14 protein-coding genes are annotated in these 14233 nt (G+C 73.6%); 5 read left to right on the top strand and 9 right to left on the bottom strand.

Annotation, left to right across the window (positions count from 1 at the left end; translation table 11 throughout):
• Window position 1: 1 nt before the first annotated feature.
• The 3 genes from ABZ809_RS28715 to ABZ809_RS28705 form a co-directional block, all read right to left on the bottom strand.
• On the bottom strand, window positions 2-1060 hold the full coding sequence (locus ABZ809_RS28715; RefSeq protein ID WP_357565736.1) for a PhoH family protein: 1059 nt from the start codon (window positions 1058-1060) through the stop codon (window positions 2-4).
• Between the two features lie 370 nt (window positions 1061-1430).
• Window positions 1431-2807 (bottom strand): serine hydrolase domain-containing protein, encoded by a 1377-nt coding sequence (locus tag ABZ809_RS28710; RefSeq protein ID WP_357565735.1) that lies wholly within the window; start codon window positions 2805-2807, stop codon window positions 1431-1433.
• Complete coding sequence (locus tag ABZ809_RS28705) at window positions 2804-3163, bottom strand: histidine triad nucleotide-binding protein (RefSeq protein ID WP_357565734.1); 360 nt, start codon at window positions 3161-3163, stop codon at window positions 2804-2806. Before ABZ809_RS28705 ends, ABZ809_RS28710 begins: the two co-directional genes overlap by 4 nt.
• 172 nt (window positions 3164-3335) lie before the next feature.
• On the opposite strand from ABZ809_RS28705, the gene ABZ809_RS28700 reads away from it, so the two are divergent.
• Window positions 3336-4097 (top strand): SDR family oxidoreductase, encoded by a 762-nt coding sequence (locus ABZ809_RS28700; protein WP_357565733.1) that lies wholly within the window; start codon window positions 3336-3338, stop codon window positions 4095-4097.
• A gap of 85 nt (window positions 4098-4182) precedes the next feature.
• Here ABZ809_RS28700 and ABZ809_RS28695 read toward each other — a convergent pair whose 3' ends face one another.
• The 3 genes from ABZ809_RS28695 to hrcA all read right to left on the bottom strand — a co-directional run bounded on the left by ABZ809_RS28695 (window position 4183) and on the right by hrcA (window position 7255).
• Window positions 4183-4917, bottom strand: coding sequence for a 16S rRNA (uracil(1498)-N(3))-methyltransferase (locus ABZ809_RS28695; RefSeq protein ID WP_357565732.1), 735 nt, complete (start codon window positions 4915-4917; stop codon window positions 4183-4185).
• Between the two features lie 99 nt (window positions 4918-5016).
• The gene (gene dnaJ / locus ABZ809_RS28690) at window positions 5017-6159 is read right to left on the bottom strand and encodes a molecular chaperone DnaJ (RefSeq protein ID WP_357565769.1); all 1143 of its coding nucleotides are present in this window, start codon (window positions 6157-6159) and stop codon (window positions 5017-5019) included.
• A gap of 73 nt (window positions 6160-6232) precedes the next feature.
• Window positions 6233-7255, bottom strand: coding sequence for a heat-inducible transcriptional repressor HrcA (gene hrcA / locus ABZ809_RS28685; RefSeq protein ID WP_357565731.1), 1023 nt, complete (start codon window positions 7253-7255; stop codon window positions 6233-6235).
• A 241-nt stretch (window positions 7256-7496) separates the two neighbouring features.
• Here hrcA and ABZ809_RS28680 point away from each other — a divergent pair, with 241 nt between their 5' ends.
• Complete coding sequence (locus ABZ809_RS28680; protein ID WP_357565730.1) at window positions 7497-8228, top strand: DUF4870 domain-containing protein; 732 nt, start codon at window positions 7497-7499, stop codon at window positions 8226-8228.
• A 51-nt stretch (window positions 8229-8279) separates the two neighbouring features.
• Here ABZ809_RS28680 and hemW read toward each other — a convergent pair whose 3' ends face one another.
• The gene (hemW, locus tag ABZ809_RS28675) at window positions 8280-9503 is read right to left on the bottom strand and encodes a radical SAM family heme chaperone HemW (protein WP_357565768.1); all 1224 of its coding nucleotides are present in this window, start codon (window positions 9501-9503) and stop codon (window positions 8280-8282) included.
• Between the two features lie 19 nt (window positions 9504-9522).
• Between hemW and ABZ809_RS28670 the strand changes: the two genes are divergently transcribed.
• From ABZ809_RS28670 to ABZ809_RS28660, 3 genes are all read left to right on the top strand, one after another.
• Window positions 9523-10332, top strand: coding sequence for an enoyl-CoA hydratase-related protein (locus tag ABZ809_RS28670; RefSeq protein ID WP_357565729.1), 810 nt, complete (start codon window positions 9523-9525; stop codon window positions 10330-10332).
• 134 nt (window positions 10333-10466) lie between these two features.
• Window positions 10467-11327, top strand: coding sequence for a hypothetical protein (locus tag ABZ809_RS28665; RefSeq protein ID WP_357565728.1), 861 nt, complete (start codon window positions 10467-10469; stop codon window positions 11325-11327).
• Window positions 11328-11515: 188 nt separating this feature from the next.
• Window positions 11516-12451 carry a phytanoyl-CoA dioxygenase family protein gene (locus ABZ809_RS28660; RefSeq protein WP_357565727.1) on the top strand — a complete coding sequence of 312 codons (936 nt, stop codon included), beginning with the start codon at window positions 11516-11518 and terminating at the stop codon, window positions 12449-12451.
• A gap of 175 nt (window positions 12452-12626) precedes the next feature.
• On the opposite strand, the gene ABZ809_RS28655 is transcribed toward ABZ809_RS28660, so the two are convergent.
• Window positions 12627-13268, bottom strand: a complete 642-nt coding sequence (locus tag ABZ809_RS28655) for an MOSC domain-containing protein (RefSeq protein WP_357565726.1) — start codon at window positions 13266-13268, stop codon at window positions 12627-12629.
• 114 nt (window positions 13269-13382) lie between these two features.
• On the bottom strand, window positions 13383-14213 hold the full coding sequence (locus ABZ809_RS28650; protein ID WP_357565767.1) for a carbohydrate ABC transporter permease: 831 nt from the start codon (window positions 14211-14213) through the stop codon (window positions 13383-13385).
• Between the last annotated feature and the right edge of the window lie 20 nt (window positions 14214-14233).

Below are 14233 nucleotides of genomic sequence, written 5' to 3'. Positions count from 1 at the left end.
TCTAGCGGCGCCGGCCGGCCCGGCCGCCCTGGGCGGGCCGCCCGGGCACGGCGTGCACGCTCTGCGCCTGCTGGTTCTCCCGCTCGGCGTCCCAGCGGGCGTACGCGTCGACGATCTCCCCGACCAGCCGGTGCCGGACCACGTCGGAGCTGGAGAGCTGGGCGAAGTGCACGTCCTCGACGTTCTCCAGAATCTCCCGGACCACCCGCAGGCCACTGGTCGTGCCGCCGGGGAGGTCCACCTGGGTGACGTCACCGGTGACGACGATCTTGGAACCGAAGCCGAGCCGGGTGAGGAACATCTTCATCTGCTCGGGCGTGGTGTTCTGCGCCTCGTCGAGGATGATGAACGCGTCGTTCAACGTGCGGCCCCGCATGTATGCCAGCGGCGCGACCTCGATCGTGCCCGCCGCCATCAGCTTGGGGATGGTGTCGGGGTCGAGCATGTCGTGCAGCGCGTCGTAGAGCGGGCGCAGGTAGGGGTCGATCTTCTCGTTGAGCGTGCCCGGCAGGAAGCCGAGCCGCTCCCCCGCCTCGACCGCCGGCCGGGTGAGGATGATCCGGTTGACCTGCTTGGCCTGCAACGCCTGGACGGCCTTCGCCATCGCCAGGTAGGTCTTGCCCGTGCCGGCGGGGCCGATGCCGAAGACGATGGTGTGCGCGTCGATCGCGTCGACGTAGCGCTTCTGCCCCAGCGTCTTGGGCCGGATGGTGCGGCCGCGCCGGGAGAGGATGTTGAGCGTCAGGACCTCGGCGGGCCGCTCGGCGCCGCCCTGCTCGAGCATGCCGACGGTACGCCGGACGGCGTCAGTGGTCAGGGTCTCGCCTTTCTCGATGAGCTCGAGCAGCTCGCTGAAGAGCCGCTCGGCGAGCGCGTTGTCGGCGGGGGCGCCGGTGATCGTGATCTCGTTGCCCCGGACGTGCACGTCGCTGTCGACCGAGCGCTCGACCAGTCGCAGGATCTCGTCACCCGCGCCGAGCAGGTTGACCATGATCTTCGAATCCGGGACGGTGATCCTGGTCTGTACCCGGGGCGGGCCGGGAGGTGGGGTGCCGGTCATAGGTCGGGCCGAGGGGCCCTACGCCACCTGCTCTCGATCTCGGCGCCGGGCCTGGCGGCGCGGCGTGCTGACGTTCCCTCCATGGTATCGGTTCAACAGCGGCGGCACCTCGCCCATTTCCCCGCGTGCGGGACGGCCACGGCCGGGCGCCGTCGACCGGCGCCGGACCGGACAGCAGGGCGGACAGCGCCCGAAGACGACGGATCGCGCGTGCGAACGCGGAGCGGGCGCGCCGACGACAGGGCACGTGCGGAGACGACGGGCCCGGCGGGGGGCCACGGACGGGATCCGGGTGGGGCGGGCACGTTCGGCCCGCTCCCGCCCGTCCGCCTGATCGCGGTTCCGCCCGGCCGCCCGGCCGCGCCGCAGGTCAGGAGCCGGACCGGAAGTCGTACCGGTCGAAGGTCTGCTGGACGCGGGTGAACCGGTAGGTCGCCCAGTGCATCCGGACCACCTCGCCGCGCTCGTCCCGGGTCAGCCGGAGCAGTTCGCCCGCCTCCCGGCCGGAGACCGTACGGAACACGTCCGGCCGCTCCGGCAGCGGGGCGAAGACCGACGGCGGTCTGCCCGCCGGATCGTCGGCGCCCCGGGCCCGCAGCGCACCGTCGTGCCAGGAGAAGACGTACTCGAAACCCTCGCCCCACCAGCGCCCCAGCAGCCCGCGTACGTGCTCCGGGGCGGGCGGGCCCGGCTGCCACGGCGCGACGTCGGCCGGGTCGTGCTCGACCGCGGCGGCCAGCAGCCGGTGCGGGAGGTCGAGGACCTCGCCGGCGGTGCCGGAGGAACCGAGCACCGCGACGCCCATCGCGCCGGGGGTGCCCTCCCCGCCCCGCCGCCCGTAGACGCCGGCCAGGAAGCCGGGCATCGCCCCGTCGTGCCCGACGTGCATGATCCGCTCGCCCTGCGGCACCAGGATCAGGCCGAGCCCGAAGCCGACGGCCCAGAGCGTCTCGTCGGTGACCGTCGCCGGCCAGCGCATCTCCTCCAGCGTGGCCGGGGCCAGCACCGCGCCGGCCGGGTCCAGCGCCGCGGGGTCGGCGAGGAAGGCCGCCCACCGGGCCATGTCGGCGGCCGTGCTCCAGAGCTGCGCCGCCGGGCCGATCGCGGCGAAGTCGGCGGGCGGCTCGGGGTGCGCCTCGTCCGAGTACGCGTCGACCAGGAACCCGGTCGCGGCGCGCGGCCCCGGCTCCGTCGAGGTCTCGGCCAACGCCAGCGGGGTCAGCACCCGCTCGGCGAGCACCTCCGCCCAGGTGCCGCCGCGCAGGTGGCCGACGAGCCGGCCGAGCAGCGCCATGCCGAGGTTCGAGTAGTGGTAACGCCGGCCCGGTGGCAGCACCCGCTCGGCCCGGGCCAGGTCGGCGACCAGCCCCTCGGCGTCCGGAGCGCACAGCGTGTCCCAGACGTCGCCGTACGGCTCCCGTTGCAGGCCGGCGGTGTGCGACAGCAGCCGGCGCACCGTCAGCTCGCCGTGGGCCGGCAGCTCCAGGTGCCGGCCCAGCTCGTCGTCGAGGTCGAGCAGGCCGTCGTCACGGCATTGGAGGGTCAGCACGGCGGTGAACGTCTTGGTGACCGACCCGATCCGGAACCGGGTGCCCGGCCCCAGCTCGGCCTCGTTGCCGGTCCCGCCGACGGCGCACGTCCAGAGCGGGCGGTCGGCCCGGTGCAGGGCCACCGACACCGCCGGCACCCGGGCCTGCGCCTGGACCGACCGCACCAGCCGGGCCAGGCGGTCGGTCACCGCCGTCACGCGAGGTCCCGGGCCAGCATGGGGCCCAGCGGCGCGCCGCCGAGTACGTGCGCGTGCACGTGGAAGACCTCCTGGCCGCCGTACGCGCCGGTGTTGAACATCAGCCGGAAGCCGTCGCCGAGCAGCCCCTCGTCCTCGGCCACGGCGGCGGCCGTGGCGAGCACGTCCCCGGCCAGTGCCGGATCACCCTGGGCGAGCGTCGCCACGTCGGCGTAGTGCTCCTTCGGGATCACCAGCACGTGCACCGGCGCCTTCGGGGCGATGTCGCGGAAGGCGAGCGTGGTGGCGGTTTCCCGGACGACCGTGGCCGGGATCTCCCCGGCGACGATGCGGCAGAACAGGCAGTCGGTTCCCATGCGGGGCAGTGTAAGGAAGGGCACCTTATTAACGCCTGCGGTAGAGGAAGGGGCCCTTCCTAACGGCGGGCAGCGGCCGACGCACGACGCGGGGACCGGCGCGCGGCGGGCAGGCCGGCGCGGTACGGGGGCCGGCGTACGGCGCGGGGGCCGGCCAGGCATGATGGCCGGCGTGACTTCACGGGCGGTACTGGTGACGGGAGCCTCGCGCGGCATCGGGCGGGCGGTGGCGACCGCGTTCGCCGCCGGCGGTGACCGGGTGGCGATCCACCACCGGGACTCGGCGGAACTGGCCGAGGGGCTGCGCGCCGAACTGCCCGGCGAGGGACACGTGGTGGTCCGCGCCGACCTGACGGACCCGGACGCCGTACGGGCCATGGTGGACGAGGCGGCCGGCCTGCTCGGCGGGCTGGACGTGCTGGTCAACAACGCCGGGGTGTACGGCGACCGGAACGCCCCGCACCCGGTCTTCGGCGCCTCCTACGAGCAGTGGCGCGCGCAGTGGCGGCAGGTGCTGGAGACCAACCTGACCGGGGCGGGCAACGTCATCTGGTGCGCCGCGCAGCACATGCGCGACCGGGGCGGGCGGATCGTCAACGTCTCCTCCCGTGGGGCCTTCCGGGGAGAGCCGGAGCAGCCCGCCTACGGCGCGAGCAAGGCCGGGCTGAACGCCCTCGGGCAGTCGCTGGCGGTGGCCCTCGCCCCGTACGGCATCACGATCGCCACGGTGGCCCCGGGTTTCGTGGAGACCGACATGACCACCGGCCACCTGAGCGGGGACCGGGGCGCCGCGATCCGGGCGCAGAGCCCGTTCAACCGGGTGGCCCGCCCCGAGGAGATCGCCGCCGCCGTGCACTGGCTGGCGTCCCCGCAGGCGGAGTGGGCCTCCGGCACCATCGTCGACCTCAACGGCGCCTCCTACCTGCGCACCTGACCCGCCCGGCCCGGACGGAACCGGCCAGGATCCCGGCCGGAGAGGTCGGAACCCAGGCAGCAGGATCACAACCCGGGGCGACGGGTCACCAGTGGGCGAGGCGGGTGGCGAGGACCGAGAGGGCGGCCACCCCGGCCGTCGAGGTGCGCAGCACCGAGGGCCCCAGGCGTACGGCGCGGGCCCCGGCGGCCAGGAAGGCGTCCAGCTCGGCGTCGGCGATGCCGCCCTCGGGGCCGACGACCAGCACGATCTCCCCGGTGGCGGGCAACTCGACGGTGGTCAGCCGCTCCTGCGCCTCCTCGTGCAGCACGAACGCGGCAGCGGCTCCGGAGATCCGGCGGGTCACCCGGGTCGTCGACTCGTCCGGCGTGCCGGCGACCACGGGCAGCCAGGCACGGCGGGCCTGCTTGGCCGCCTCCCGGGCGGTCGCCGCCCACTTCTCCCGCGCCCGTACGCCCCGGTCGCCGCGCCACTGGGTCACCGACCGGGCGGCCGCCCAGGGCACGATCTCGTCCACGCCGACCTCGGTCATCGCCTGCACGGCCAGCTCACCCCGGTCGCCCTTGGCGATGCCCTGCACCACCACCAGGCGCGGCACGGGCGCGTCGACGTACCCCCGGGAGGTGATCTCGAGGTCGAGGGTGCCGCGGCCGACGGCGGTGACCACGGCGGTGGCCGTGCCGCCCCGCCCGTCGGCGAGCAGCAGGCGCTCCCCGACCCGCAGCCGTTGCACGGTCGCGGCGTGGTGCCCCTCGGGGCCGTCGAGGACCAGCCGGTCGTCGGTGGGCAGCGGATCGACCAGGAACAGCGGCGCGGACACGACGATCAGGCTAGCCGCCCCGCCCGGCGCCGGGGCGGCCAGGCGCACACCGAGCCGGGCCGACGGGCCGCCGCGCCTGCGGCGACCCGGGCCGGACCGTCAGGCGTGGCCGTTGAAGGCGTCGCGCATCCGGGAGAAGAAGCCGCCCTGCTTGCTCAGCTCGGCGACCTCCTCGCCCCGGGTCTTGGCGAAGTCGCGCAGCATCCGCTCCTGGTCGGCGTCGAGCTTGGTGGGCGTGCGCACGTCGAGGTGGACGTAGAGGTCGCCCCGGCCGGTGCCGCGCAGGTGCGGCACGCCCCGGGCACGCAGCCGCAGCGTGCTGCCCGGCTGGGTGCCGGCCTTGACGTCGACCGTCTCCTCGCTGTCCAGCGTCTTGATGGTCAGTCGGGTGCCGAGCGCCGCCGCGGTCATCGGCACCGTGACCCGGCAGTGCAGGTCGTCGCCCTTGCGGGAGTAGACGTCGTGCGGCCGCTCGTGGATCTCCACGTAGAGGTCGCCGGCCGTGCCGCCGCCCGGACCGACCTCGCCCTGCTGGGCGAGCCGGATGCGCATGCCGTCCTCGACGCCGGCCGGGATCTTGACGGTCAGCGACCGCCGCGTCCGGACCCGGCCGTCGCCCGCGCAGGTCGGGCAGGGCTGCGGAATGGTGGTGCCGTGCCCCTGGCAGACCGTGCACGGACGGGCGGAGACGACCTGGCCGAGGAAGGTGCGTTGCACGGACTGCACCTCGCCCCGGCCGGCGCACGCCTCACAGGTGGCCAGGTGGGTGCCGGCCGCCGTGCCGGCGCCCGAGCAGGTCGTGCAGAGCACGGCGGTGTCGACGGTGATCGGCGCCTCGACGCCGAACGCGGTCTCGTGCAGGTCCAGTTCCAGCCGCAGGATCGCGTCGGCGCCGGGCCGGGTCCGTGGCCGTGGCCCCCGCGAACCGCCGGCCGCTCCGCCGAAGAACGCGTCCATGATGTCCTGGAAGCCGACGAACGGCCCGGCACCGCCGGGACCGCCCGGGCCCGCGCCCCCGCCGCCGGGGGCGAGCGGGTCGCCGCCCAGGTCGACGATCTGCCGTTTCCGGTCGTCCGACAGGACCTCGTACGCGGCGTTGATGTCCTTGAACTTCTCCTGGGCCTCCGGATCCGGATTCACATCCGGGTGGAACTGCCGCGCCAGCTTGCGGTAGGCGCGCTTGATCTCGTCGTCGGAGGCTTCCCGGCTCACCCCGAGAATGCCGTAGTAGTCCCTGGCCACTGCGTTCCGTGTCCTCATGTTCGTCTCGCGTTGCACCGGTCGCCGGCCGGAACCGGCCGTCGGCCCTGACTGGTCAGTTCTGGGCCAGCAGCTCGCCCACGTAGCGTGCCACGGCCCTCACCGTGGCGATGGTGCCGGGGTAGTCCATCCGGGTCGGCCCGAGCACCCCGAGGCCGCCCACGCTGGTCGAGCCCGGCCCGTAGCCGGTACTGACCACGGAGGCGGCCCGCAGGTTGTCGATCTCGTTCTCGTCGCCGATCAGTACCCGCGTCGTGCTCGGCTCCGCCTCGCCGATGAGCTTGAGCATCACGACCTCCTCCTCCAGCGCCTCCAGGATGGGGCGCAGCGAGCCCTGGAAGTCGAGCAGGCCCCCTCGGGTGAGGTTGGCGGTGCCGGCCAGCGCGATCCGCTCCTCGTGCCGCTCGATCAGCGTCTCGAGCAGCACCGTGGAGAGGGTGGTCATGGCCGGCCGCAGGTGCGGCACCGACTCCTCGACCAGCGCCTGCACCAGCGGCGGGGTCTCCGACAGGCGGGTGCCGACCAGCTTCTCGTTGACCAGCCGCCGCAGGTCCATGACGTCCTCGGCGGGGATCGGCGCGGGCAGCTCGACCAGCCGCTGCTCGACCCGGCCGGTGTCGGCGATCATGACCAGCATCAGCCGGGTGGTCGAGATCGGCACCAGCTCCAGGTGACGCACCGAGGAGCGGGCCAGGCTCGGGTACTGCACCACGGCGACCTGCCGGGTGAGCTGGGCCAGCAGCCGGACGGTGCGGTGCACCACGTCGTCCAGGTCGACCGCGCCGAACATGAAGCGCTCGATCGCCCGGCGCTCGGCCGGACTGAGCGGCTTGACCCGGGACAGCCGGTCCACGAAGAGCCGGTAGCCCCGATCGGTGGGCACCCGGCCGGCACTGGTGTGCGGCTGGCGGATGTAGCCCTCCTCCTCCAGCACGGCCATGTCGTTGCGGACGGTCGCCGGGGACACCCCGAGCTGGTGCCGCTCGACCAGCGCCTTGCTGCCGATGGGCTCCTGCGTGGCGACGTAGTCTTCGACGATCGCGCGGAGCACGGCGAGCTTGCGGTCGTCGAGACCCATCCGCCCCACCTCCTGTCGCACGTCGGCCCCGCCACCCGGTGGACCGGGCGGCTGCTGGCACTCGACTGTAGCGAGTGCCAGTCTACGTCGGCAGACCCACCGACGCGATGATCAACCTCGGGCGATCGGGCCGACCTCCCGCACCCGGGGCCCGGTCCGGCGCCGGCCCGCACCGGCCATTCGGACATCACGGCCGGTGTCACGCTGGTGCCGCCTTGCCGGCTGCCCCTACCGTGACCTCATGACTGAACCACCTCGCCCTCCCGGAGCGGGGGACCCCGGCGCCCAGCCGGACCCGGCCGCCCCGCCGGGGTTTCCCGGCTCTTCCGGCACCAACGAACCCACCGCACCACTGTCCGGGCCGCCGGGCCCGGGCGGCTATCCCCCGCCCGGTGGCTATCCACCACCCACCGGTGACCAACCGCCGTCGGGCGGCTACCCTCCGCCGGGCGACTATCCCCCGCCGGGTGACTATGCCCCGCCTGGAGGCTACCCACCGCAGGGAGGCTATCCGCCGCCCGGCGCCTACCCGCCGCCCGGCGACTACCCGCCCGGCGGGTTCCCCCCGCCGGGGGCCGGCTACCCGGCCGGTGGTGGCTACGGCCCGCCCACCGGCGGCTACGCCAGCGCCGAGGACAAGAACTGGGCGCTGATCGCCCACTTCGGCGGCGCGGCCGGCGTGATCCTCGGTGGCGGGCTGCTGGGCTGGCTGGCACCGCTCATCGCGATGATGACCCGCGGGCAGCAGTCGCCGACCGTCCGCGCGCACGCCGTCGCGGCGCTGAACTTCCAGATCACCTGGACGATCATCGGCGTGCTGAGCTGGGTGCTCACGCTGATCACCTGCGGCATCCTGTTCTTCGTCCCGATGCTCGTCTGGCTGGTGCCGCTGATCTTCGGGATCGTCGGCGGGGTCAAGGCCAACGAGGGCGTGCTCTACCGCTACCCGATGGTGTACAGCTTCGCCAAGTGACCCGGGGGGCCGGCCGCTCCCCCGGCTGGCCCCCGGCCACGGCCGCCCGGCTCAGGGCAGCAGGTCGCGGACGACCGCGTCGGCGAGCAGCCGCCCCCGCAGGGTCAGCACGGCCCGGCCGGCCGCGTACTCGCCGGCGGCCAGCAGCCCGTCGGCGAGCGCCCGCTCGGCACCGTGGCGGCCGGCGGCGTCGAGGGCGTCCAGCGGCAACCCGGAGGCGAGGCGCAGCCGGAGCATGACGTCCTCCATGTGCGCCTCGCCAGCGGTGAGCACCTCGCGGGCCAGGCCGGGCGACTCGCCGCCGGCCAGGCGTTTCGCGTACGTCGTGGGGTGCTTGACGTTCCACCAGCGCACGCCGCCGACGTGGCTGTGCGCCCCCGGGCCGAGGCCCCACCAGTCGGCGCCCGTCCAGTAGAGCAGGTTGTGCCGGCACCGGGCCGCCTCGCCGCGGGCCCAGTTCGACACCTCGTACCAGGAGAGCCCGGCCGCGTCGAGGGCGGCCTCCGCGGCGAGGTAACGGTCCGCGGCGACGTCGTCGGAGGGGTACGGCAACTCGCCGCGCCGCATCCGGGTGGCCAGCCGGGTGCCGTCCTCCACGATCAGGGCGTACGCGCTGACGTGGTCCACCCCGGCGGCGACGACCTGGTCGAGGGAGGCGGCGAAGTCCGCCTCCGTCTCCCCCGGCGTGCCGTAGATGAGGTCGAGGTTGACGTGGTCGAACCCGGCGTCGCGCGCCTCCCGGGCGGCGGCGACGGCCCGGCCGGCGCTGTGGGTCCGGTCCAGGATCGCCAGCACCCCCGGCGCGGCGGACTGCATGCCCAGCGAGATCCGGGTGTAGCCGGCGGCCCGCAGCGCCTTCAGCGACTCCGGCGTGACCGACTCGGGGTTGGCCTCGGTGGTCACCTCGGCGTCGGGCGCGAGCCCCCAGGTGCGGTCGATGCCGTCGAGGATCCGGGCCAGGTCGTCGGCGGGGAGCAGGGTCGGGGTGCCGCCGCCGACGAAGACCGTGTCGACCCGGGGCGGCGGGGCGTCGCCCAGCACCCGGCGGGCGAGCGCCAGCTCGGCCAGCACGGTGTCGGCGTACTCCTCGCGGCTGGCCCCGCCGCCCAACTCGGCGGCGGTGTACGTGTTGAAGTCGCAGTAGCCGCAGCGGCTGGCGCAGAACGGCACGTGCACGTACACGCCGAAGCCGCGCGCGCCGACGGCACGGGTGGCGGTGGCGGGCAGCGAGCCGTCGGCGGGGACGGTTTCGCCTTCTGGAAGGACGCCGGGCATGGCCACTAGTGTGCCCGGCATGACCTCTCCCGACGTGCTCGTGCGGGCCGCCACGGCCCGTGGGGTGACCACGCTCACCCTGGACAGCCCGCACAACCGCAACGCGCTCTCCACGCCGCTGATGACCCAGCTGCTGGCCGGGCTCGCCGAGGCGGTCGCCGACGACGCCGTACGCGTGATCGTGCTGGACCACACCGGCCCGGTCTTCTGCTCCGGCGCGGACCTGAAGGAGACCGCCGCGGCGTACGCCAGCGGCACGGTGCCGGCCGGGATGCTCGGCGACGTGCTCGCGGCGGTCTGGGAGTGCCCGAAGCCGGTGCTGGCGAAGGTGGCCGGGCCGGCCCGGGCCGGCGGCCTGGGCCTCATCGCGGCGGCCGACCTGGCGGTGTGCGCCCGGGAGGCGACGTTCGCCTTCACCGAGGTGCGGATCGGCGTGGTCCCGGCGGTGATCTCCGCGACCGTGCTGCCCCGCCTGCACGCCCGCGCGGCGGCCGAGCTCTACCTGACCGGCGACACCTTCGACGGTCAGCGGGCGGCCGAGATCGGCCTGGTCACCGCCGCCGTGCCGGCGGACGGGCTGGAGGCGGCGGTTGCACGGTACTGCGACGCTCTGGTGCGGGGGGCACCGGGCGCGCTGGCCGGGGCGAAGCAGTTGCTGCGCCGGCCGCCCGCCACGGACCTGCGGGCGGAGATCGCCGAGCTGGCCGCCCTCTCGACCGGGTACTTCCTGTCCGAGGAGGGACGCGAGGGCGTCCTGGCGTTCCGGGAGAAGCGGCCGGCGCGCTGGGTGCCGGCCGACGGTGACGTTCCAGCGGGCATCGACGGGTAACGGATGCCGGCGGGCGGGTGAGGCGGCGCGGGAAACGGGAAGGTCCGCACTCCGCCCGGCGGTCGGGGAGAAACGGGCGGACGGCCCGGGAGGTGCCACGGGGGACGTACGCTTGGCGGACTGTCGATCAGGGGGTGTGGGTGCGAACTCGGGCAGTCGTGGCGGGTGGCGTCGTGGTCGTCCTGGTCGCCGTGGTCGGCGTCTGGATCGTCCTTCGGCAGGTGGGTGGAAATCTGCGCCTTCCCCTGGCCAGCCGGACGTGCACGGTGCAGGCGGACGGCCGGGTGGCACTGGACGCCGACCAGATGGCCAACGCGGCGACGATCGCGGCGATCGGCATCCAGCGGAAGATGCCCGAGCGGGCGGTCGTGGTGGCGCTGGCCACCGCGTACCAGGAGTCCGGCCTGCGCAATCTCGTTGGTGGCGACCGCGACTCCGTCGGGTTGTTCCAGCAGCGCCCGAGCCAGGGCTGGGGCACTCCGGAGCAGATCCGCGATCCCCGGTACGCGGCCAAGCGGTTCTATGCCGCGCTGAAGAAGGTGCGCGGCTGGGAGGGGATGCGGGTCACCGACGCGGCGCAGAAGGTGCAGCGCTCGGCCTTCCCGGAGGCGTACGAGAAGTGGGCGGACGAGTCCGAGGTGCTGACCCGGGCCCTGGTCGGGCACGCCACCGGCGCGGTCGCCTGCACGGTGGGCCGCGACCCGGTGCTGCGTGGCGTGGCGGCGACCAGCGCGCTGCACCGTGGGCTGTCGCTGGACTGGGGACTGGCCACCACGGCCGAGGCTGCGGGTCTGACGGGCCTGACGGTCCCCGCCGCCGACGAGCGCCGGGGCTGGCGGTACGCGCACTGGCTGGTCTCGCACGCACACGACAACGGCGTGAAGCGGGTGCGGTTCGGCGACCTGGAGTGGACGGCCCGGGACGGCACCTGGAACCGGACCAGCGACACGCCCGCCACCGGGCGGGTGGTCGCGGAGGTCTTCGCCGAGGGGTAGGGACCCCGATCTCTTTACCGGCAGTGACCGCACAAACCGTCATTTCCGAGAATATGCCCCATTTACCCCCAGCATCCTGACGGAAAGTTGTCGGATCGCTCCCCACGGTCGGGACACGAGCGCGCAACGCACCGGGCAGTGCCCCGTCCCGGAACCAGCGCGTTACGATCGGCGGCCTGTGCCAGACAATGGTTTCGCCACATGGGGAGGGGTACGTCGAGGTGTTCGACTACGGCGACCGGACCGGTTACGAACCGATCAGTGACACCGACCGCAAGGAATTCCACGAGCAGGGCTTCCTCCTGCTGCGCAACGTCCTGACCGAGGACCACCGGGCGGCGCTGGAGGCGGCGGTGGACCGCGTCTACGCCGAGGAGCAGGCCAAGGGCACCACCACCAAGGACGGCACCCTGCACCTGCTGGGCTTCCTGGAGCGCGACGAGCTCTTCGGCGACCTGCTGACCCACCCGATCGCCTTCCCGTACATGTGGGGCCTGGCCGGCTGGAACATCTACACCCACCACAACCACCTGGACGTCACCCCGCCGGCGGCGGAGCCGGAGAAGCCGTACTGGGGGTGGCACCAGGACGGGTACCGGCAGAACTCCGACCCGGAGACGATGGACCCGAACCTGCCCCGGCCGATGTTCTCGCTCAAGGTGGCCTACGTGCTCTCCGACCTGTCGGAGAACGGCCGGGGCGCCACGAAGGTGATCCCGGGCAGCCACCTGTGGAACTCGCTGCCCCGCCCGGCGGACACCTCCGTGCACAACCCGGACCCGGAGGGCACGGTGGAGATCACCGCCAACCCGGGTGACGCGTTCATCTTCGACCGCCGCCAGTGGCACTCCCGGTCGACCAACCTGTCGACCATCACCCGCAAGATGCTCTTTGTGGGCTACACCTACCGGTGGATCCGCCCCCTGGACGAGCTGCACATCGACAAGGACGGCGAGTGGTGGGGCAACCGCACGCCGGTGCAGCGCCAGCTCTGCGGTGAGGGCACCCACACCGCCAACTACTGGGGCATCAACTGGGACGGCTACATCGACGACGAGATCCCGCTGCGCAAGGAGCTCAAGCAGCGCGGGCTGCTCGACCGCAGCGTCCCCTGGCTGCGCTGAGTCGATCAGGCGGCAGCCCGGCCGCGCCGTACCGATCGGCGGCCTTCCGGCCGCGCTGACTCGGTCGGCCGCACCACGACGGTGACGCCGAACGGGCCCCTCCCCTACGGGCGGGGCCCGTTTCCGTTCCCGGGGCGATCCTCGCGACTGCCGCCCGGCGGTCAGCCGGCGTGGGTCAGCTCCGGCCGGTGAGCCGGCGGTGTGCCTTCTCCCGGACGGAATCAGGCAGTTCCGGCGCGTCGAGCAGCCGGGGCAGCAGCTCCGGCTCCAGACTCAGGGCGCGGAACACCTCGCCGATCGTCACGCCGTGCGCCGGCCGGTCCACCACCTCGACCGGGTCCCCCGCGCCGACCTCGCCCTCGCGCAGCACCCGCAGGTACGCCCCGGGCGCCGCCCGCGCCGTGAACCGCTTGATCAGGTCGGGTACGCCCCAGAAGCCGGCGAAGGTGGTGCACGGGGTCCGCGCCTTGGTGACCTGGAGCAGCGCCGACCCGACCGCCCACTGCTCGCCGATCACGGCACCCGTCACGTCCACCGCGTACGTGGTCAGGTTCTCGCCGAAGCCGCCCGGGCGGATGCTCCGGCCGAGCTCAGCCGCCCACCACGCGGCGTCCTCCTCGGCGTACGCGTAGACCGCCTGGTCCGGCCCGCCGTGGTGGGCGCGCTCACCGATGAAGTCGCCGGCCACCCCGTCGGCGCGGAGCAGCACCGGGCCGTCGACCGGCCGCTTGTCGATGCCACTGCGACCGCTCGCGTCGCCCGCCCATGCCGCCTCGGTCACGACGCCGAGGTTCACCGATGCCAGCCTGCCCGTCATGGCGGTCAGCCTAGCCCGCCCCACGGGCACCCCCGCCAGGTGTAAGGAAGGGCCCCTTGCTAACGCATAGCGTTAGCAAGGGGCCCTTCCTTACACCTCGTCCCGGCGTGGGCCTCAGCCCTTGACGGCTCCGGCCACCAGCCCGGAGACCATCCGCCGCTGCACCAGCAGGAAGAAGATGATCACCGGCAGGGTGAACAACGTGGAGGCGGCCATCACCGGACCCCAGGCGGTGTCGTCCCGGCCGAAGAAGAACGTCATCGCGACCGGCAGCGTGTAGCTCTCCTGGTCGTTGATGAAGGTCAACGCGAAGATCAGCTCGTTCCAGGCGGTGATGAACGAGAAGATGCTCGTCGCCACCAGGCCGGGCGCCACCAGCGGGAAGAGGACCTTCCGGAAGATCTGCGCCCGGCTGGCCCCGTCGATGGCGGCGGCCTCCTCCAACTCCTTGGGCACCGCGGCGACGAAGCCGCGCAGCATCCAGACCGCGAACGGCAGCGAGAAGCCGAGGTAGGTGAGGATCAGGCTGGGCAGGGTGTTGTAGAGCCCGAGCCGCTGGATCATCAGGAACAGCGGGATGACCAGCGCCTCCAGCGGGATCATCTGCACGATCAGCAGCATGATCAGGAAACTGGTCCGCAGCTTGAACCGGAACCGGGCCACCGCCGTGGCGGCCAGCAGCGCGACCAGGCCGCTGAGCAGCACGGTGGAGACGGCGACCAGCACGCTGTTGAGGAAGAAGTCGCCGAAGGTCACGCCCGGGATCAGGTTGCCGGTGAGGATCTGCCGGTAGTGCTCCAGGGTCGGTTCGCTCGGCACCGGCCGGGGCGTGGTCGAGAAGATCTCGGAACTCGGCTTCAGCGAGGTGGAGATCATCCAGTAGACCGGGAACGCGGCGAAGAGCGCCACCAGCAGGCCCGCGCCGTTGAGGGCGATCCGCTTCACGCTCGCACCGCCTCCGCGTC

This window comes from Micromonospora sp. NPDC047074 (genome assembly GCF_040643815.1).
Taxonomy (GTDB): Bacteria; Actinomycetota; Actinomycetes; order Mycobacteriales; family Micromonosporaceae; genus Micromonospora.
This window is presented reverse-complemented; position numbering and strand designations above follow the sequence as displayed.